15 protein-coding genes and 1 pseudogene are annotated in these 20,333 nt (G+C 61.0%); 2 read left to right on the top strand and 14 right to left on the bottom strand.

Annotation, left to right across the window (positions count from 1 at the left end):
- The 13 genes and pseudogenes from MOV76_RS09155 to MOV76_RS09095 form a co-directional block, all read right to left on the bottom strand.
- Positions 1-980 (bottom strand): annotated as a pseudogene (locus MOV76_RS09155) (calcium-binding protein); the annotation flags it as partial.
- Entirely contained in the window at positions 973-1,395 is a 423-nt protein-coding gene (locus tag MOV76_RS09150; RefSeq protein WP_205922077.1) for a hypothetical protein, read from the bottom strand. The gene MOV76_RS09150 and the pseudogene MOV76_RS09155, both read right to left, overlap by 8 nt.
- Positions 1,396-1,725: 330 nt before the next feature.
- Positions 1,726-2,712 carry a helix-turn-helix domain-containing protein gene (locus tag MOV76_RS09145; RefSeq protein ID WP_245484591.1) on the bottom strand — a complete coding sequence of 329 codons (987 nt, stop codon included), beginning with the start codon at positions 2,710-2,712 and terminating at the stop codon, positions 1,726-1,728.
- 523 nt (positions 2,713-3,235) lie between these two features.
- Positions 3,236-3,808, bottom strand: a complete 573-nt coding sequence (locus tag MOV76_RS09140) for an EAL domain-containing protein (protein WP_130729792.1) — start codon at positions 3,806-3,808, stop codon at positions 3,236-3,238.
- 287 nt (positions 3,809-4,095) lie between these two features.
- The gene (locus MOV76_RS09135) at positions 4,096-5,295 is read right to left on the bottom strand and encodes an MHYT domain-containing protein (protein ID WP_130729793.1); all 1,200 of its coding nucleotides are present in this window, start codon (positions 5,293-5,295) and stop codon (positions 4,096-4,098) included.
- A 173-nt stretch (positions 5,296-5,468) separates the two neighbouring features.
- On the bottom strand, positions 5,469-6,620 hold the full coding sequence (locus MOV76_RS09130; RefSeq protein ID WP_130729794.1) for a glycosyltransferase family protein: 1,152 nt from the start codon (positions 6,618-6,620) through the stop codon (positions 5,469-5,471).
- The gene (locus tag MOV76_RS09125) at positions 6,617-7,864 is read right to left on the bottom strand and encodes a glycosyltransferase (protein WP_130729795.1); all 1,248 of its coding nucleotides are present in this window, start codon (positions 7,862-7,864) and stop codon (positions 6,617-6,619) included. The genes MOV76_RS09130 and MOV76_RS09125 overlap by 4 nt, the downstream gene beginning before the upstream one ends.
- Positions 7,865-7,873: 9 nt before the next feature.
- On the bottom strand, positions 7,874-9,082 hold the full coding sequence (locus MOV76_RS09120) for a glycosyltransferase family protein (protein WP_018246259.1): 1,209 nt from the start codon (positions 9,080-9,082) through the stop codon (positions 7,874-7,876).
- 96 nt (positions 9,083-9,178) lie between these two features.
- Positions 9,179-10,351, bottom strand: a complete 1,173-nt coding sequence (locus tag MOV76_RS09115; protein WP_018246260.1) for an ABC transporter permease — start codon at positions 10,349-10,351, stop codon at positions 9,179-9,181.
- Entirely contained in the window at positions 10,351-11,349 is a 999-nt protein-coding gene (locus tag MOV76_RS09110) for an ABC transporter permease (RefSeq protein ID WP_018246261.1), read from the bottom strand. Before MOV76_RS09110 ends, MOV76_RS09115 begins: the two co-directional genes overlap by 1 nt.
- A 4-nt stretch (positions 11,350-11,353) precedes the next feature.
- Positions 11,354-13,261 (bottom strand): ABC transporter substrate-binding protein, encoded by a 1,908-nt coding sequence (locus MOV76_RS09105; RefSeq protein WP_247264371.1) that lies wholly within the window; start codon positions 13,259-13,261, stop codon positions 11,354-11,356.
- Complete coding sequence (locus tag MOV76_RS09100) at positions 13,261-15,150, bottom strand: ABC transporter ATP-binding protein (protein ID WP_247264370.1); 1,890 nt, start codon at positions 15,148-15,150, stop codon at positions 13,261-13,263. Before MOV76_RS09100 ends, MOV76_RS09105 begins: the two co-directional genes overlap by 1 nt.
- Positions 15,151-15,304: 154 nt before the next feature.
- Complete coding sequence (locus MOV76_RS09095) at positions 15,305-16,648, bottom strand: adenylate/guanylate cyclase domain-containing protein (RefSeq protein WP_026188741.1); 1,344 nt, start codon at positions 16,646-16,648, stop codon at positions 15,305-15,307.
- Between the two features lie 450 nt (positions 16,649-17,098).
- On the opposite strand from MOV76_RS09095, the gene MOV76_RS09090 reads away from it, so the two are divergent.
- On the top strand, positions 17,099-18,436 hold the full coding sequence (locus MOV76_RS09090) for a nucleotide sugar dehydrogenase (RefSeq protein WP_130729797.1): 1,338 nt from the start codon (positions 17,099-17,101) through the stop codon (positions 18,434-18,436).
- On the opposite strand, the gene MOV76_RS09085 is transcribed toward MOV76_RS09090, so the two are convergent.
- Positions 18,426-19,652 (bottom strand): DUF3095 domain-containing protein, encoded by a 1,227-nt coding sequence (locus tag MOV76_RS09085; RefSeq protein ID WP_247264369.1) that lies wholly within the window; start codon positions 19,650-19,652, stop codon positions 18,426-18,428. The two genes, MOV76_RS09090 and MOV76_RS09085, sit on opposite strands and share 11 nt — an antisense overlap.
- Before the next feature lie 173 nt (positions 19,653-19,825).
- Between MOV76_RS09085 and MOV76_RS09080 the strand changes: the two genes are divergently transcribed.
- On the top strand, positions 19,826-20,305 hold the full coding sequence (locus MOV76_RS09080) for a class I SAM-dependent methyltransferase (protein ID WP_247264368.1): 480 nt from the start codon (positions 19,826-19,828) through the stop codon (positions 20,303-20,305).
- Positions 20,306-20,333 lie beyond the last annotated feature (28 nt).

Here is a 20,333-nt window from a genome sequence, read left to right as displayed (position 1 = left end):
GAACTCTGACCCAGCGCGCGAGCGCCAGTCCCGACGGCGGTCGTTGCATTGCTCGTTGCGGCCGCCGCATAGCCCAGCGCGACGCTCTGCAGGGCGGACGCGCTCGCCGTGCCCCCTATCGCAACTGCGTTGGTCTGAGCCGTGACGTCCGTGCCGATGGCGATGGCTCCCTGGCCAAGAGCGCCCGTTCCAGCACCCGTGCGCGCGCCGAGATAGAGCGAGTTTATCGCGGTTGCATTCGCCTGGAAACCGATGGCGATGGCGTTCTGCTGGCTGGCGGCTGCGTTATTACCTTGGGCAAACGAGTCCACCCCGGAGGAGTTTGCCTGGAATCCCAACGCTGTGGAACGCGCTCCGCTTGCGATGGATCCCCAACCACCGGCGAAGGAAGAGCCGCCGCTGGCCGTCGTACTGGTGCCGACGGCGGTGGAGTTCCCGCCCGAGGCGGTGGAGAAGGTGCCGAAGGCGTTGGCGCCTGCCGCAGTGGCGCTGGCGTTGACGCCGAGCGCGACCGTATTGACGTTGTTTGAGATGGTGCCGCTGCCGATCGCCACGGCGCCACCTGGGCCTGTCGCCGACGCAGTCCGGCCGAGAGCCACCGAGTATTGTGCAGACGAAACGGACTGGAAGCCGATCGCTATGGCCCAGGCATTGGTAGCGCTCGAGCCATTTCCTACCGCTATCGATTCGCCGGCTGTCGCCGAACCGCCGCCGGCGGCATATTGTGCGTGGGCGGGCGTCGCGAGGCCTATCACGACGAGAGCCAGGCTACCTGTCAGGACCGAACTAAGGCTGCCGCCGGCGCCCAATGTTCCAAGCCCCGGACCCTTGCGCCGAAAGCCAAGAACACGATGGGCCAGGCGAAGGAGTGCCATCAGCCGCCGCCGACGTGACCGGTCGCCGCTTTCACCGGCGATGCGGTTGTTGGGGACACCGAACCGGATCATGCGCTGAGCATGCCCCTTCATGCATTCAGACATGTACATTTCCCTCGTTGCCCAGACGCGCCGATGCCACGAAGCTCGCCTTGGCCGTTGAAGAGACTTCCGGATCGGACCTTTCGTCTTGCAGAGCACGCCCCATCTTCACCCCCTTGCTCTCTATCAGCTCGCAGGCGCTTTCTACCCCCGTCTGCGTAGGGGCCGGCACTGAATACAGCGCGGCGTCGGCCCGGTACGCGGGCAGCTTGATCGACACAAGAGCGCGGCAGACGTCGAAATGGAGGGAAGGGTCCTGATTGGTATAGGCCGGTGTGGTCAGCCCAAGCACAAAACAAGCAAAGAAATAATCAATTTCCGCATCGCTTATCTGACCGGCATATTGGCGCTGCAGCGCACTCCAGGCCGCTTCGATACTAGGTACAAAGACCTCAGTTTCCGGGAACTGAATGTCCACGGACGACTCGATACACCGTATCGACTGATTGTCAGAAAGCTCCACAGCGCACCGAATGATTGTGTTGTCGCAAGAATAGCCACATTCGGTGGTGCCCGTATTTTGCGAAATTCCGGTTTCTTTTTAGAAATATCCGGTCCGAGCTCGCTTTGCAGTAAGTGCGGCCATTCCGTCGTAAAAGCTCAAAACAGACACTCTCGTCGCAACAAAGTGCGACATCGACCAGCGTCGGCTTTCAATAAAAATGAAACGACCAGGTGCGGATAAGTATATTTGCGTTGAGCCAAACTTGCTTCGTTCACGTGATCAAGACGTCGCAGCTACTGGACCTCACCGTTGCTGCCTTACCTGTCTGGGAGTCCTATTTCTATGTTTTGACATGGTCGCCGTCAGATGGCTCTGGTCTGAAAATCCGCTTAGATGGGCGATTTCGGCGATCGACAGTACGTTTTCGACGAGGAGTTTTTCAGCAAAATTGAGGCGCAGTCGAAGAACATATTTATGCGGAGGCTCGCCGAAGGTCTTCGTGAAGGCCTGGATGAAATGGCGTGGAGAAAGGCCTGAGACCGCCGCAAGCTCGGCCACTGTGATCTTGCGGGAAAACCTTGACTCCAGCAGCTCGCGAACGCGCACGGCACTGCGATTCGACAGGCCGCCCCCGCTCTTTCGGCCAGACTGCAACTTGTCCAGACCTGTATAATTTCGGACGATATGCACGCTAAAGATGGTGATCAGCGATTCGATGTAGATCTTGTTTGGAAGTTCGCGTGCCAGTTCCGCCTTCAACATTTCCGCGAGATGCAGCGCCTGAAGGTCTATGGCGCCGAGTGGGGGCGGTTGGAGTACCGTATGACCCGCGCCGAACTCATGGGCCGCTAGCTCCAGAAAGCGCTGAGGCGGCACGGTAACGATTACCTTCTCGCAAGTGGAAGACCATGTCACGTTGCGTTCTTTATTTGCAGGAGTAACGGATATCATCCCGGCGGCACCGTCGTATTCGTGCACGACGTGGTCGTCGAAAGACACTCTTATTCCAGGCGAAGATGCGAGCATTACCGTCGCCAAATGTTCCCGAGCCTTGAGCGCCTGTGATCCGGGTGGCCGAACAACATGCGCCGCGGCGCCTTGGTCGGTGAAAACGCGCAGCCCCTTGCTTTCCGGAATTTCATCGAAGATGTGCGCACTTGCTTTTAGCCATTCGGTCGAAGAGCGGTGTTCTGGGACTTCAATTCTTCCCGGCATCCCAGGCATAGCCTCAATATTCTTGATCGGTCGAAACCGTTGTTTCACCGCACATGCAGCAACGGCCTGCGGCATCGATCCAGGTCCCGATCGGCTTCGTCGGCCTCGAAGGCGAGGGGCACTGCCTTGTAGCAGCCGAACCGCCCACCGAGTTATCGGTTGGATTTTGGGAAGTTCCTCGATGCCCTAAAATCATAAATAGGATGATCGATCGGTTGTCATCATATGATGATGGCCATATCTGGCGATGGATGTATTTTGAAAAATTCCGGATTCTTTAAAAAAAATCCGCCACAACATGACGTTTATAACAGATGTTTCGGGTTTGCCACACAAGTTCCCCGGCGCCATTCGTCACTGTCGAGACTGTTCGAACTTGGGATCATCTCAGCCATTTGCTTTCAATATGACGTTTTGCAAAAAAAAGCGGCGATCAGCGCTGTATGGGCAAGGTTCAGACGGTGGCGATGGCAACCGCGGCTCTAGTCCGTACCTCGAAAAGGCTCGCCATTTTAGCTCGAATTAAGATACGGCCTTTACGCAAAACATTTGGGCCGCTGCAAGCCGCTTCCGACTGATGATTACCTCGGCAACTCCGTCACACTACGATATTTCCATTCTCGCATAATGTGGCCAGATACCGATGTTTGCGAGTCAATGCGGAGATGATTCCAGTCCACGACCAGTGGTCGTCGATCGCAAGCCGGCACCCTAGGTCTTGTGCCTCTGAAAGTGAATTTATCGCCAGCGCAGCATCGGTAAAGGCCTGAATTCCGGTAAACTTGAGGACGAGCCGCGCTGCCAATTTAGGTCGAGCGGCAATCTGGTTGCGAATATGAGCCCAACTCGCCGGATCGCAAACGTTGTCGCCTGAGAGACAATATCCTAGTACCGACAGAGAATTGAGTTCAAGTGCATCTAGGACAAGCTTGAGCATATGCCGATCCAGGACCGGCGCTTCTCCCAAAACCTCCAGTGCCGGGACAAACACGGCGTCGACGTGTTCTATCCCGTCTTTGTCAGTCAGGTAAGGCAAGCACTCGCCGTATAGAATCCGGGCCGGATCATCCTTGGCATGTATGCTCTGGACGACGAAGCCGATACGACCTTCGGCAATCGCTTCCCGGACAATGAACACGTGCCGCTCATCGAGCAAATCAAGATTCAGCATGCAGTCCTTCGGGCGGGAAGGATCTGTCACGAGATTGCTTCTAATGCCCGAGCGTTTCGCGCGACCGTAGCCCGAGTGGGCGGCTCGTGAAGAATTACGGCTCACTGCTTCTACATATCCTTCACGGTGGGGTTCTTGAGCTCAACGTCAAGACGGTTGCGGCGGCAAGTCTGTTACCGACAGCCAATTACTGGCAACATGGCCAAGCCAACCAGAGCACGAAGCGCTGGAAATCGCACGGAATGAAGTCCACGGAGCACCAACTGCGTCCGTGGACCGTGCTGCAATCAGATATCGTCGCGCCTGACTAACCCCAGACGCGCCCTCAGCTCGGCAATTTTGACGCGGCTCACCGGAACCAGATGGGGCACCTCCCCGTCTAGCTCGACGACAGCGCCATTGCCTTCCTTGCGGATCAACGAGACGAGGGGAATGGATACTATATGGCTACGGTGGACGCGCATAAAAGTGGAAGGATCGAGTCGCGCCTCTGCTTGCGAGATCGCCCATGGACACATCCGCTCTCGGCTCCCATCGTGAACCAGCGTATAGTGGGCATTTGCCTTAACGCTGCGGATCTGGGTGGCTTCGAGGAAACGGGTTCCATCGGCGCCCTCGACAGGCACCCGCGTCACAGTGGCGCTACCCGGCTGTGCCCCAGGGCGCTGCGCCAATTGTGTCTTAGTCTCGACGAAACCCAAGCTGTTCAGGTCAAGCGCTGACGCCTCGCCATCCATGGTATCGGGTTGGCTGGCGGGCCCTGAATTCAGCGCGCGGGCCCACGGCTCGGGTAGGAGGAGGAGCAGGAAGCCGAAGATAATCAGAAAGCACAAGGGCGATACTATCAGGGCTAAAGCCTCGCGGGAGACAGCCAGTCCGGTCGCCGCATGGTGGGCGGGACTTCCCGGAACGAAGCGCATTCCATACATAGCTGTAAAATGCATGCCGGACACCGCCACTCCGAACGCCGTGGCGCTTAGTGCGAGCCGCATGCCGTCATGCCTGGCGAGAAAGATACGGAGACCGCCATAGGCCGCGCCCACGGCGATCAAGACGGACGCCGCAACCAATGCATGCTGATGCTCGATATGGAAGGGACCGGCAAGACCATGGATGCCGACATAGTGCATCAGTGCGATGCCCAAGCCGAGTAGCAATGCCGAGAGGCCCACCCGCGCATTCGAAGGCTCGCCGAGCGAAACAAAGAATAGCGAAACCCCCATGACAAGGGCGCAGATAAGAAACGAAACGACCGTTGGCAGGACAAGATAGGTGGCATCGAGCGGGATTGGCGCTGCCAACATCGCGACGAAATGCATGGTCCAAACACCGACCGCAAGGAAGAAGGCCGCACAGGCAAGCAACAACCTGCGGTCGGCACTGCCGGTGCCCCGCACGCGGGCTGTAAGCCCGAATCCTGTATATCCCCCCAGGATGGCGATTACCACCGAAAGCGCGACAAGGAGGGGGTCGTGCCCTGCAAACATTCTCCCGCCTGACGGTGCGACGTCTTCCCTTGGATCATTTTAGGGTCATGCAATTTATTTGCAACGACCAAATTGCCAGCTTACCGCTTGCACGGGCAGTGCTGTGGAAGTGCCAGATTGTTTCGACAAAGCTTGGCAACCAAATCCTCAAAGTGGCTAGAGCCAGGAAAGCCTCAGAGGTTTTTCGCGCAGGGGCCAATCATGGAGCGAATGAGGAGGGCGGTTTTCGTCGCCCCCTCGAGATCGAGCAAGACCGATCTTCGTCGCGGGGCAGCCAGCGCCTTTTCGACGGCCTCCTTCACATGGCCCGACGTCAGCCCGTCTTCCGGCAGAATATCGGCGAGGCCGAGTGCCTGCAGCCGTTCGGCGCGCACCGACTGCTCGGTCTCGCCGCCGGCGACGAAGGGGATGAGGATCGCCCGGCACTTGGTGCGCAGGAGATCGCCGACGGTGTTGTAGCCTGCCTGCGAGATCGACACCTTGGCGCGGCGCAGCAGCGAGGGAAAATCCTTTCGGAAGCGCACCAGCGTCACATTCGGGGCTGCGTCTCCAGACAGCGCGGCGAAATCGGCCTCCGGCAGGTTGGGGCCGGCGACCAGCAGCCACCGAAGATCGGCGGGTAGCAGCGCTGCTGCCTCTTTGGCCGCGCCGATCAGCGCAGCACCGACCGCGCCGCCGCCAGCCGATGCGATGATGTCGAATGTCTCGGTCGGTTCCGGCGCCGGCGGTGGTGCGACGAGGCCGGTATAACACAGCCTGTCGGCGATCTCGGATGTCAGCGGGAAGGTGTCCTCGAGCCTGATGAAATCGGGATCGCCGTGGACGAGCACGGCATCGAAATGATCCTTGACCAGCTTGGCGGTCTCCGCGTCGCGGCCTGCCTTGCGGTTTTCCTGCAGGATGTCGCGCACCGAGCTTAGGAGTTTCGGCCGAGGTTCGGCCTTTTCGATCGCCTCGAGCAAGGGTAGTAGTTCGAAGCGCATCTGTCGCCGTCCGAAGGGGAAGGCTTCGATGATGACGACATCGGGCCTCGCGGCATGGAAGGCATCGAGAAGCAGCGCGCGGCGGGCATTGAGGAAATCCCCGCCCGCTGGCCGACCATCGGCATCGGCGAGGCCGGAAAAACCGGCATTGCTGGCAACGACCGCCGGCAAAGCTACGGTCTTTATACCCTCGCCCGGAAAGCCCGGCACAGGCAGGCCGCCGGTCACGACAGTCACGTCAAAACCGTCCTTCACCAGTGCATTGGCGATGCGGCTGGCGCGGGCTATGTGGCCGATGCCGAGCAGGTGCTGGACGTAGAAGAAAATGCGCGGTGCCGTCATGACGCCTTCTGCCATTCGGCCTCGAACAGGCCGGTGAGCTGTCTGATGCTGGAGTGATAGTCGAAATGTTCGCGCACCTGGTTTTCGGCTGCGTCGCCGAGACGCTTGCGCAGTGCTGGGTCGCGGATTGCCGCCTCCAGCGCTCTGGCCAGCAGCGCCGGGTCCTCCGGCGGCACGACGAGGCCGTTTTCACCGTTCTTCAGGAGCTCCGGCACGCCGGATACTTCGGTCGAGAGGCAGACGAGCCGCTGGCTCGATGCCTCGACCAGGACGTTCGGCAGGCCGTCGCGGTCGCCGTTGGCGGCGATGCGGCAGGCAAGTGCGAAGAGGTCGGCGCGGCGGTAATGATCGAGCACGTCTTCCTGTGCCATGGCGCCCTTCCAGACGATGCGAGGGGAAATGCCGAGTTCCGTGGCCAGCGCCTTCAGTTTCCCAAGCTCCTCGCCGCCGCCGATATGGTCCATGCGCCAGTTAAGGTCGGCAGGTAGCAGTGCCAGCGCCCGCAGCAGCACGTCGTAACCCTTTTTCTCGACGGCGCGGCCGACGCTGAGGATGAAGGCCGGATCGTCGGGATCGCTCCCGGTCCGGTCCGAGCGCTCGCCGGCAAAATGGCCGAAACGGGCAAGATCGAGACCGTGGTAACTCAGGTGCACGGTCTCTTTGCGTGATGTCAGCGTCCGCATGTGTTCATAGCCCGTCCTGGTGCAGGTGACGGTCCAGCGGGCGCTGCCGAGTTTCTCATTCAGCTCCCAGTCGGGCGACGTCCAAATGTCCTTGGCGTGCGCCGAGCAGGTCCAGGGGGTGTCCGTGAGGATGCTCGCATATTCCGTCACCGAGGCGGGCGTGTGGATGAAATGGGCATGCAGCCATTCGCCCTCATCCGGCCATTCACGCCCCAGCACCAGTGCCTGGCCGAGACGGCGGAAACGGTTGCGGGAGAGGTCGCGCTTGAGGTCGGCGAGGAAGCGTTTCATCAGCGTCTTAAAGCCGGGTTTGGAGAAACCGGCGGCCAGGCCTTTCAGCACGCGGATTGGCTCTTCGTGTAGATATTCCGGCAGATAGACGACACGCGCCCGGATCTCGTCATGCACGGGATGGCGCTTCTTGTCGGTCGGCCGGCGCATCGAAATCAGCGTGAGGTCGAAGCCGGCCTTTTCGAGGCCGAGCAGCTCCTGGGCGATGAAGGTTTCCGAAAGGCGGGGATAGCCCTTCAGCACAACGAGGATCTTGCGGCGTTGCGGCAAGGCTGTGCCCTATTCCGCGCCGACGAGGGAAAGGTGGCTGCCGCGGCCGTCGATCCACCGGCCGACGGTCTGCGAGATATGGTCCAGCCCTTCGAGACGCATATTGCCGCCGCTTTTCGACGGCGGCTGGCGGAAGGGCAGGCGCTTCAACGCTTCGGCCATGATAGTCGGATCGACCGACTGATCCGGAAGCAGCATGTCGACGAGGCCGAGCTCGCTTGCCCGCTGGGCGCGCAGCAGCTGTTCCTCGCGTGGCTTGACGCGCGGCACGATGAGGGCCGGCTTGTCGAAGGAGAGGATCTCGCAATAGGTATTGTAGCCGCCCATGGCGACGACGCCGGTGGCGCTGTCGATCAGCTCTTCCATGTGGTTGTCGAACTCGATGACCTCGATATAGGGGATCGCTTCTCCCTTCTGCACCAGCTTGGCCCGCTCGGCGGCCGGCATATAGGGGCCGAGCACGACGAGCGCCTTCTGCGTCAGCGTCGGGTCGGCCTCGTAGGCATTCATGACGTCGTGGACAAGATCGGAGCCGTCGCCGCCACCACCAGTCGTGACGAGGATGTAATTATCCTTGCGGGCGTTGATCGAGGTCTTTCCCCTGGAGACGCTGCGCTGCAGGAAGCCGACGAAATCCATCTTCCGGCGCAGGCTGGCCGGCACGTCGAGGCCGATCAGCGGATCGTAGAAATCCGGCGGACCATAGACCCAGACGCTGTCGTAATATTGGTCGATCTTCTGCATGATGCTGTTCTTCTTCCACTCGGCCTCGAGCAGATGCGGCGCGTCCATGATCTCGCGAAGCCCCAGCACCAGGACGGTACCGCGGGCCTTGAGATAGGCCAGAGTATCCTCGACCTCGCCCTTCAGCCCCATCGGTTCCTTGTCGACGATGAAGATATCTGGCTGGAAGGTCTCGGCCGTGTGGCGAATGCTCGATTCGCGCATCTTCAGCGTCTCGTGCAGGTCGATATGGCTGGCAAGCGACGTATATTCGCCGTTGCGCAGCTTGATGACGCTCGGGATCTTCACGAAGTCGACGCGGGCGCGGTAGTCGAAGGCGCCGGCGATCGTGGCACCCGAAATGATCAGAATGTTGAGGCCGCGATAATCCTCCACCAGCGCATGGGCGATGGCGCGACAGCGGCGCAGATGGCCGAGACCGAAGGTGTCGTGGCTGTACATGAGGATGCGCGCATCTTCGAGACGTCTGGACATGGGCATCCCTTCTGGGGTGAGCGACATACTTAGTGCCCCCACCGTCGGGAGGCCAAGAGGAGGGGGCGGTGCCGTGACGTACCGCCGCTTTTCCTGCTATTTGTAGGGATCTGCCGCATCACGCAAGCCGTCTCCCAGAAAGTTGAACGCCAAAATGACAAGAACAACAGGAATGATCGGATAGAGCAGCCATGGATAGAAGGCGATGACGCTGACGCTTTTTGCCTCGGTCAGCAGAATGCCCCAGCTGGTGATCGGCGGACGAAGGCCGAGACCTAGGAAGGAGAGCGCGGTCTCTCCAAGGATCATGCCGGGGATGGAAATCGTCGCCGAAGCGATGAGATGCGACATGAAGCCCGGCACCAGATGTCGGCCGATGATGCGCGGCGTGCTGGCGCCCATCAGCTGTGCGGCCTGGACATAATCCTCCTCGCGCAGCGCCAGGAGTTTGGAGCGCACGGCACGCGCCAGCCCCGTCCAGTCGATGATGCCGAGGATGACGGTGATGCCGAAATAGATGACGATCGGGCTCCACGTCACCGGCATGATGGCTGCCAGCGCCATCCAGAGCGGCAGGCTCGGCAGCGATTGCAGCACTTCGATCAGGCGCTGGACGATGAGATCGAAAATGCCGCCGCGATAACCGGCAAGGCCGCCGATGATGATGCCGAGCACGAAGCTGATCGAAATGCCAATCAGACCGATCGTCAGCGATATCCGCGCGCCGTAAAGGATGCGCGACAGCACGTCGCGGCCGAGCCGGTCGGTGCCGAGCAGGAACATCTGCCCGCCGATCGCCGGGCAGACAAGATGATAGTTCGAGGCGACAAAGCCCCAGAATTTATAGCCATCGCCGCGGCAGAAGAAACGAATCGGCTGCACGTCATTCTTCTTGTCGGTATAGACCCGGTGCAGCGTGTCGATATCGAGCGTCATGCTCCGGCCGTAGACGAAGGGACCGACGAAGCTGCCCTTGTCGAAGAAGTGGACGCGCTGCGGCGGTGCATGAATGAAATCGACATTGCGCGTGTGCAGGCCGTAGGGCGCCAGGAACTCGACGATCAGGATCATCAGGTAGACGGCGGCGAGAAAGATGCCGGAGATCAAGGCCAGCCTGTGCTGCTTGAACTTCCACCACATCAGCTGCTTTTGCGAGGCGAGATGGATGCGCGATTGCGCTGCCGTCATGCTTTCGGTCGCGTGCGGATCGAAAGGAGCGGTCGAGACGTAATGCGCAAGCGGCGCGCCGGGTGCGGGAAGGGGCGACATTATTTGGTGCTCCTGCCTTGCAGACGGATGCGGGGATCAAGGAAGCCGAGTGCGATGTCTGAGATCAGCACGCCGATGACATTGAGGAAGGCCAGGAACATCAGGAAGGAGCCGGCGAGATACATGTCCTGGCTCTGAAGTGCCTTGATGAGCATCGGCCCCGTCGTCTCCAGCGACAGCACGATCGCGACGATCTCGGCGCCCGAGATGATCGACGGAAGGATCGAGCCGATATCGGCGACGAAGAAGTTGAGCGCCATGCGCAGCGGGTATTTTAGCAGCGCCTTGAGGGGCGGCAGGCCCTTGGCGCGCGCGGTGACGACATATTGCTTCTGCATCTCGTCAAGCAGGTTGGCGCGCAGCCGCCGGATCATGCCGGCCGTGCCTGCCGTGCCGACGATGATGACCGGGATCCAGAGGTGAGAGAGGATCGATCGTGCCTTCTCCCAGCTCATCGGCGCCGAGATATATTGCTGGTCCATCAGGTGCCCGATCGAGATGCCGAACCAGATATTGGCGAAATACATCAGGATCAGAGCCAGCATGAAATTCGGAATGGCGATGCCCATCAGGCCGAGGAACGTCAGCCCGTAGTCACCCCAGCTGTATTGGTGCGTGGCCGAATAGATGCCGATCGGAAATGCGATCAGCCAGGTGAGCAGGATCGTCGTGAAGGAGACGAGCATCGTCAGCCAGAGGCGGTCGCCGACCACGTCGGAGACCGGCAGCTGATATTCGAAGGAGTACCCGAAGTCACCGTGCAGCATGCCGCCGACCCAGTAAAAATAGCGCACGATCTCCGGCTTGTCGAAGCCGTATTGCTGGCGCATCTCCTCGATTTCCTGAAGGTTGGCCGTCTCACCGGAGGCACGCAGCTCGGCGATCTGGCTCTCGAAGAAGTCGCCGGGCGGCAGCTCGATGATGGTGAAGACCAGCGCCGAAATGACGAAGAGCGTCGGCACCATGGCGGCGATGCGCCAGAGAATATATCTGAGCACGGCCTCAGGCCTCCTTATACCAGAATGCATCCGGCATATAGACGCCGAGATAGGAGGTGGGATCGAAGCCGTAGAGCGCTTTCTCCGGCAGGTTCTGCAGTTTGGCGGCGCGAAGAACCGGCTGCAGCGTGCTGTTGATCAGGCCGATCGAAAATACCTGCTGCGTATAGAGCGACAGCATCTTGTGCCAGATCACCTGGCGCTCCTCGAATTTCGCCGTCGAACCCCATTGGCTAAGCAGGTCGACCAGTTCCGCAGCCTCAGGCAGATCCGGTGCGACGCCCTCCTGGCCCGCGGAGAGGTAATGCATGCCCCAGAGCGGCCATTGCAGCTGATCGTCGAGTGTTGGCGCAAGGCCTGCGGGCGACATGTCGGCCGTCGGCACGCCATTGTCGAGGCCGTACCAGATCGACATCATGATCGAACCGCTCATCGCGCGGTTGCGGAAGACGTCGCGCTGCGAGGTGCGGGTATAAAGTGCAAGGCCGATATTGGCCCAGTGGTCGTGCACCAGCTCCAGCACATCGGTGTCGAGATTGCTCTCGCCGGCGGTCTCGACGGTGATCTCGGCGCGCCGCCCGTCGGGCAGCAGCCGGATGCCGTCGTCGTCGCGCTTGGTCAAGCCGAGCTCGTCAAGCAGGCGGTTGGCCTCGTCGGGATCGAACTTCACGAAGGCGTCGGCATATTCCTGCTTGAAGAGCGGGCTGTCGGGCAGGACGGTATCGGCGCTTGGCGTGCCGAGGCCGTAGAAGGCCACCATGTTGACCTCGTGCCGGTCGATCGCCAGCGACAAAGCGCGGCGCAGGCGCACATCGCGGAAGAGGCCGCGCCACACCTCATCGGCACAGTTGAGGTTCGGCAGCAGCGTGATGCGCGAACCGCGCGCGAGCTTCCAGAGATTGACCTTCACCGGGAAGCGCTTCTCGGCCTCCTTCAGGAAGGTGTAGTCGTTGAAATCGATGCCGGTTACCTGCAGGTCGGCTTCGCCTGCACCCGCCTTGGCGGCGATGATCGACGAGGAGGAGACGTTGAGGATGAAACGGTCGAGATAGGGAAGCTGCCGGCCGGTCTCGTCGATGCGGTGGAAGAACGGGTTGCGCTCGAAGACGAACTGCTCGGACGGCAGCGGCGTCGTATTGCGCCAGGGATCGAGCGTCGGCAGGTTCGGATTTTCCGGACGATAGGAACGCGCCATCTTGATGTGCAGATCCTGCCATTTCTTGACGCGGTAGGTCTTCATCAGCTCGTCCATCTTCGCCTGGTCCGGCTGGAACTTCTTGTGGAACTGCTTGAGATAATGACCAGGGCCGAAGATGACGAGCGGCTGCGGGCCTGCCAATGTCGGCAGGAACATCGGGTTGGGTTTTTCCCAGGTGTAGCGCACGGTCAGCGGATCGAGTATCTCGAAGCGCGGCAGGCTGCCGTGCGGACGAAGCTCCAGCGCGCCGCCGCCGGGCGTCAGCTTGTCGTTCAGGATGACGTCTTCCCACCAGTAGCGGAAATCGTCGGCCGTGAACGGCTGGCCGTCGGACCATTTATGGCCCTCGCGCAGCGTGAAGGTGAAGACCGTGTCGTCTTCGGACTGGAAACCGGCCAGGATGTCCGGCTGAAATTGCAGGTGCTTGTTGTAGCCGACCAGGCGGGCATAGCCGTAGATCGTCATGAAGCGGATGTCGCGCTGGCTGCCGATGATGGTGCGCACCGTGCCGCCGTAGGCACCGGGTTCGAGCCCCATCTCCTTCAGATTGACGATGCGTGGGCGCAGCGGAATGCGCTCGGCCATCGGCGGCAGGCTGCCTGATGTCAGCCGCTCCTTGAGAAATTCGGGTTCGGCGGCTTGTTGTGCCCTCAACACCGCGGGCGCGATCGCCGCACCGACGAGGCCGCCCAGGAATGTGCGACGCGTCACCATCAACGCAACTCCTTGGCATCGGCGCCCTTGCGGGCGCGCACCAGATGGCCGTCGCCGAGGTCGGCATAGGCAAGTTCGGAAGCGTCGTCATGCTCGGCGGTGAAGGTCACGCCCCAGTTCTGCTTGTCGGCGGCGCCGTTCTCCCTGAGCGCCTTGAAATCGAGCGGTCGGTCGAGATCGGGGAAGGGGACGGCGGCAAGCAGCGATTTCGTATAGGGGTGCACCGGATCACGCAGGATGATCTCGCGCGGCGCGATTTCGACGATGCGGCCCTTACACATCACCGCAATGCGGTCGGCCATGTAATCGACGACGGCGAGATTATGCGAAATGAAGAGATAGGTCAGCCCCAGCTCCTTCTGCAGGTCCTTCAACAGGTTGAGGATCTGCGCCTGCACGGAGACGTCGAGGGCCGAGACCGGCTCGTCGAGGATGACGAGCTTTGGACCGAGCGCGAGTGCCCGCGCGATTCCGATGCGCTGGCGCTGGCCGCCCGAAAAACTGTGCGGGTAACGGCTAAGATAACGTTTGTCGAGACCGATTGCCGCCATCAGCCCCTCGACCTTACGCTTGCGCTCGTCACTGTCGCCGCGGTCATGGATCTCGAGCGGTTCGCTCAGGATGTTGCGCACCGTCATGCGCGGCGAGAGCGAGGAGACCGGATCCTGGAACACCATCTGGATCTTGGTCCGCATGTCCTGCAGTTCGGAGCCTTTGACCGAGAGGACGTCGACGACCTCCTTGCCGTCGTTGAACACCACGGCGCCGCTGTCCGGCGTGATGGCGCGCATCAGGATCTTGCTGAGCGTCGTCTTGCCGCAGCCGGATTCCCCGACCAGGCCAAGACATTCGCCGCGGCGGATGTCGAAGCTGACGTCGTCGACGGCGCGCAGGACGGTGGCTTCGTGCTTGCCGAAGAAACTGCGCTTGCGCGTCTTGTAGGTCTTCGAGAGATTGGCGACGGAAAGCAGGATACCCGGCGCCTCTGCCTGGCGCGGCTTCTTCATGCCGACAAGGGCTTCGAGATTGACCTTCACATCGCGCAGCGCTTTCAGCCGCTCGCCGGGTTTCATGTCGAAATGCGGAACAGCGGCCATCAGCCCCTTGAGATAGGGATGCTGCGGATTGCGGAAGATATCCTCGACCGGCCCGGCCTCCATGATCTCGCCGTGATAGATGACGACCACCTCGTCGGCCATGTTGGCGACGATGCCGAGATCGTGGGTGATGAGCAGCATCGCCATGCCCAGCTTGGCCTGCAACTCGCGGAGCAATTCGAGGATCTGCGCCTGGATCGTCACGTCGAGCGCCGTCGTCGGCTCGTCGGCGATCAGAAGGGCCGGCTTGCAGATCAGCGCCATGGCGATCATCGCGCGCTGGCGCATGCCGCCGGACAGTTCGAACGGATACATGTCGTAGGTTCGATGCGGGTTCGAAAACCCGACCAGGCCGAGCATCTCCTCGGTCTTTTCGCGCGCTTCTTGCTTGTCGGTTTCGGTGTGGATCAGGAGCACTTCGCTGATCTGATTGCCGATCGTATGCAGCGGCGAGAGCGAGGTCATCGGCTCCTGGAAGATCGTCGCCATGCGCCGGCCGCGCAGGTCGCGCATTTCCTCGCTGTCGCGCGGAAAGGACAGGATGTCGGTCGTGCTGCCGTCGAGCGGATCTGTGAAGAGGATGCGGCCGGTAGCCTTGGCCGGATTGGGCAGGATGCCCATGACCGACTGGCTGATCACCGATTTTCCGGAGCCGGATTCACCGACGAGAGCGGTGACTTTGCCCGGAAGGATGCGAAGATTGGCTTCTTTTACGACGCGTAACCGGTCACCGAAAACCGAGAAGGAGACGTCGAGATTTTCAATACGCAACAGATCGGCTGCAGACGCCATACCAATGAAATTCCCCAGTCTTCTATGTTCCCGTTAAGGCACACTATCGTACCGCAAACGGGGTGTCTAGCTGATGACAATCATAGAAAAACCAGCATGTCCCGCCGAAGTTCCCCAGGCGAGACGCGCAGATTATGAGACGGGTTGTAAGCTGTTACTGGATGAATTTCTCCATGCTGGTGCGCGTGACCTGTTTCTTGGCGTCGCGATGCAGGAGAATGACCTGCTCGGCTTCGGAAAGTCCGTTCTGCACGGCCTCGCGGAAGCTCTCGTCGACATTGATTGCAGGCGCCGGCGCGCGCGGTTGCAGCACCGTCACCTTCTGGCGGATGCCGCGCAGCTTCTCCTCGCCGAGCGTCGTCCATTCGCCGCCGCAATAACCGGCGAAGGCCTGGCTGGCGACGACCTCGCGGCCGTATTTCTTGGTCAGGATCTGCAGACGCTGGACCTCGTTGACCGCCGAGCCGAAGGCGGAGAAGGTCAGGCGGTCCTTGAGCCCGACATTGCCAAACATGACATTGCCGACATGCAGGCCGATGCCGTAGCCGACCCTGGATAGGCCTTTCTGCTCGCGGTCCCTGTTGAGCTCGGCGACCCGCGCCTGCGCCTGGTGGACAGCCGAAAGCGCTGCCTCGCAGGCAATCTTCGATGGGTCCTTGTGGCGCCCGCAAGGATAGACGGCGAGGAAGCCGTCGCCGAGGAAACTCAGGATCTCGCCGCCATTGCGGTTGAATGGGGCGGCGATCGCATCGAAGAACTGGTTCAGCGTGTCGATATAGGCCTGCCGGCCTTCCTTTTCGGCATACATGGTGGATTCGCGCATGTCGCCCATGACGAGGGCTGCGCGGATCGTCTCACCGTCGCCGCGGCGGATCTGGCCGTTCAGCACCCGCTTGCCGGCGTCGCCGCCGAGATAGGTGGTCAGCATGTTGTTGGCGAGCTTGCCGAGCACCGCCATCTTGGCGGCGACCGCCAGATGGTTCTGCATCCTGAGCAGCGCATCGATCATGTCGTCGGAAAAGCCGGTGTTATGGTCCGTCGACCAGGAACCCATCATGCCCTGCACCGAGCCGTCGCCGAAGGGCTGCACGAAGGCGAGGTAATCGGTGATGCTGTCCTTACGCAGGTCCTCGAAAATGGGAAATTCGTTCGGCCCATCCTGCAGCAGCCGGCGGCGGATGTGCTGCAGATTGTTGTCGAGCAGGTAATAATAGGGGCTCTGCAGGAAGCGGTCCGGCTTTTGCCCGGCGGGCATGCGGAAGCCTTCGATGGTGACGCCGCTGGCGCGCCGCCAGGTGAAGCTGAGCGCATCGTAAAGCGGATGCAACATCGAAAAGGAAAGATGCACGCGCGCAAGCGGCAGGCCTGCAGCCGTGAGCCTTTCGCAGAAACCACGGACGATATTTTCAAGCTCGTCTCCGGCCAGCGAAGAGTTCGTCAGCCATTCAGCGACCCGGTCCAACAGGATGGAGGACACGCTGGATTCGATCGTGCTCATTCTCGGTATGATCCTCATAAGGCACGCCATCCCCAAGAGCCAAAAGTCCCTCGGCCGGCACATTTTTCATGCGCAGGTCACAAGGAAATCAGGATGTACGAGCGGTATTATTGTGTCAACGATCTGCCCAAAACCCGGCAGCGGCGCCCTCAGTTCCCAATAGCGGGATAGGACGGGTAGTCCTTTCCAGGTGGTTCATTATCAAAAGTCAAAATAGGGATGCTGCAAATGCGAAACAATGGGATGCGCATTTTTTTGTGCGCTCAAGTTGCACAAGGGCCGTCACCGAGTCATTTCGGCCACACCGGGTCAGCCGCATCCGATAAGCATCGCAAGGGGTCGCGGCCGTGTTTTCTGCTCCCCTCGTCAGGTCAGAGACGGAGCCCGGGTTTAATTTGCCAGGATCATGCATTAGATCAGCCTTCTCTTCCCCGTTTGAAAGATCCCGCCTTGGTTATCTCCCCCTTCGATACGCTTTTGCAGAAGATCGAAACCCGCGCGGCGCGTGCCGGCATCATCGGCCTCGGCTATGTCGGCCTGCCTCTGGCGATGGCGGTGGCGCGCAGCGGCTTTGCGGTCACGGGCTTCGACATCGACCCGGGGAAAATGGTGGCCCTCGATGCCCGCCGCTCCTATATCGACGCGGTGAGCGACGAAGCACTTTCCACCGAGATCGATGCGGGACGTTTCAAGGCGACGACCGATTTCGCCGGCCTCGACGAGTGTGACGTCATCATCATCTGCGTGCCGACGCCGCTCACCAAGCATCGCGATCCCGATCTTTCCTTCGTCGAGGCGACGTCGCGCTCGATCGCCGCGCACCTGCGCCCCGGTCAGCTCGTCGTGCTGGAATCGACCACCTATCCCGGCACGACCGATGACGTGGTGAAGGTCATTCTCGAAGGCACCGGGCTGAAATCCGGCTCGGACTTCTTCGTCGGCTTCTCCCCGGAGCGCGAGGATCCCGGCAACCAGCATTATCATACCGCGACGATCCCGAAGGTCGTCGCCGGCGACGGCGCCGAGGCGCTGGCGCTGATGAAGGCCTTTTATGGCGCGGCGGTATCGTCCGTCGTTCCGGTCTCCTCGAATGCGACGGCAGAGGCCGTGAAGCTCACCGAAAACATCTTCCGCTCGGTCAACATCGCCCTCGTCAACGAGCTGAAGACCGTCTATGCGGCGATGGGCATCGACGTCTGGGAGGTCATCGATGCGGCCAAGACCAAGCCCTTCGGCTACATGCCCTTCTATCCGGGCCCGGGTCTCGGCGGCCATTGCATACCGATCGATCCCTTCTACCTCACCTGGAAATCGCGCGAATACGAGCTGCCGACCCGCTTCATCGAACTTGCCGGCGAGATCAATTCGGCAATGCCGCGTCATGTCGTCGGCAAGCTTGCCGAGGCGCTCGACATCCGCGCTGGCAAGGCGCTGAGCCGCAGCAGGGTGCTAGTGCTCGGGCTCGCCTACAAGAAGAACGTCGCTGATATAAGAGAGAGCCCGTCGCTGCGCCTGATCGAGATCATCGAGGAGCGTGGCGGACGGGCGGATTATCACGATCCCTTCGTCGCCGAGATTCCGCCGACGCGCGAATATCAGGCGCTGAAGGGCCGCAAATCGGTGGCTCTGACGCCGGAGACCATCGCCGGCTACGATGCAGTGCTGGTCGCGACTGACCACGACAAGGTGGATTATTCGGCGCTCGCAAAAAACGCCTCGCTGATTGTCGACACGCGCAACGTCTTCAACCGGCTAGGCCTCTCGGCCGATCACGTCATCAAGGCGTGACGGAAACAGCCGAAAGCGACTTGCCGGTGATCTGGCTGGCGGCCACCGCATAACCGCCGGCGGCGCCATCGATGAAATGGATGTGATCGCGCGCGATCGGCGTCGGCACGAAGCAGGTCATCAGCGCTGAGGATTGCCGATGCAGGCCGTAGCGGGCCACACCCTTGGCTTGGGCCTGTTGCAGCAAAGTTTCGATGCGCTTCAGGTGTTCGGCGTCGACGTCGATCGTCATCTTCAGCCCGTCGTCGAACTTGCGGAAATCGGAATTGTCGGCGACGTCGCGCTTGTAGCGGCGGGCATCGAAGCGGCCGAGCGGAATGCCGAGCCTGTAGCACGCGACCGTGATGGCGAGCTGCAGGAAGATGAAGAGCTTCTGCCACAACCGCCGGCGCGGCGGCGCGGTGGCCTTGGCCTCGCGATTGATGCCATGCAGCGAGAAGGCAAGGTTAGGACCATCGGCCGGTACCGGATGGCTGTCCCGGTTCTGCTCGGTGGTGATGGCGACGATGCCGCTGACGAGTTCTTGAAATTCCCGGCCTGGCCGGCCTTCGCCGGGCACGGCGATAATCGAGACGATCTCGCCGTTTCTAGCATCGATCGGGCTCCAGCGGCAGGATAGACCGGTGAGATCCGGGCGGGTTCCCGCGGGCGCGCGGGCAATGCCGTAACGGCCGAGCTTCATCTGTCTTTCGGCCCAGCTGGTGCCGCCGCCCCAGAACATCGCATAGGTGACATAAGGGCTTGCGGAGTAACGTGCGACGCGGACGTCGAGGCCCTCGGCGCGGGTGTCGGCGACCGGTACAATGGCGATGCGCAGCACCAGGTTCAGATCTTCCTCGACCCAGACCTGTGCGGCGGCAAGAGCATCGCGTGCCGCCGCCTCCAGCGAACCCGGAAGCGCGATCAGCGCGCCGTCGCCGCCGAAGACGAAGGGATAGTCGCCCTTGCCGACGGCATTCAACACCGCTGAAATGACGCTGGCGCCCGCCATGTTGACGTCCTTGTAACGCCCGGCGCCGATCGCCTGCGTCGAGCCGACGATGTCGGCAAGCGCCAGCACCCATCCGTCCGGCAGCGGCCGGTAGTTGGCGGCGTCGGTCACGCCCTCGAATTCGCTGAAGAGCGGCACTTCGGCAAAGAAATCTTCTTCGGTCACGGTTTTCATGTCATCGAGCTTAGCACAGACCCATGTTGCCACTGCAACGCCAATTCCCATTTACGGCAATCGACTTGGCGAGGTTTCATGTGTTAGAGCCTTTCCTGGTTTCCAGGATGCACGGAAACGCTCTAACTTTTTGTTTTTATGCAATTCCGAACGCAAAACCGCCCTCGCAGTTTTTCTGGAATTGCTCCAGGACCGCCGACGATTTCATGACGGATATAGATTAGATGAGCCGCCTCGACAGCTTCATACGCCGGTTGACGGCCCAACGCGACATTTTGAACTCGATCATCGACCTGGTGGGGGAAACGCCAGGCCCGGTGCTGGAGTTCGGCCTCGGCAACGGCCGCACCTATGATCACCTGCGCGAGAACTTTCCCGGGCGGCGCATCGTCGCTTTCGATTGGGAAGTCCGTTCCTATTCGGCCTCGACACCAGCGGCGGAAGACATGGTGACCGGCAATATCCGCGAGTCCGGCCAGGCCTTCGTCGGCATCGGCGCGGCCCTTGCCCATGCCGATATCGGCACCGGCCATGACGAGATCGACGCGGTGACGCTGACCTGGTTGCCGCAACTGATGGCCGGCGTGCTTGCCCATAACGGCGTCGCCGTCAGCGGGCTGCCGCTGGAGCATCCCGAGCTGGTCGCGCTGCCGCTGCCCGATGGCATCAAGGAAGGGCGTTATTTCCTCTATCGAAGGACGTAATGGGTAGCATCGGCGCTGCTGCATAATT

Source organism: Rhizobium sp. PRIMUS64 (assembly GCF_023006465.1).
Taxonomy (GTDB): Bacteria; Pseudomonadota; Alphaproteobacteria; order Rhizobiales; family Rhizobiaceae; genus Rhizobium; species Rhizobium leguminosarum.
This window is presented reverse-complemented; position numbering and strand designations above follow the sequence as displayed.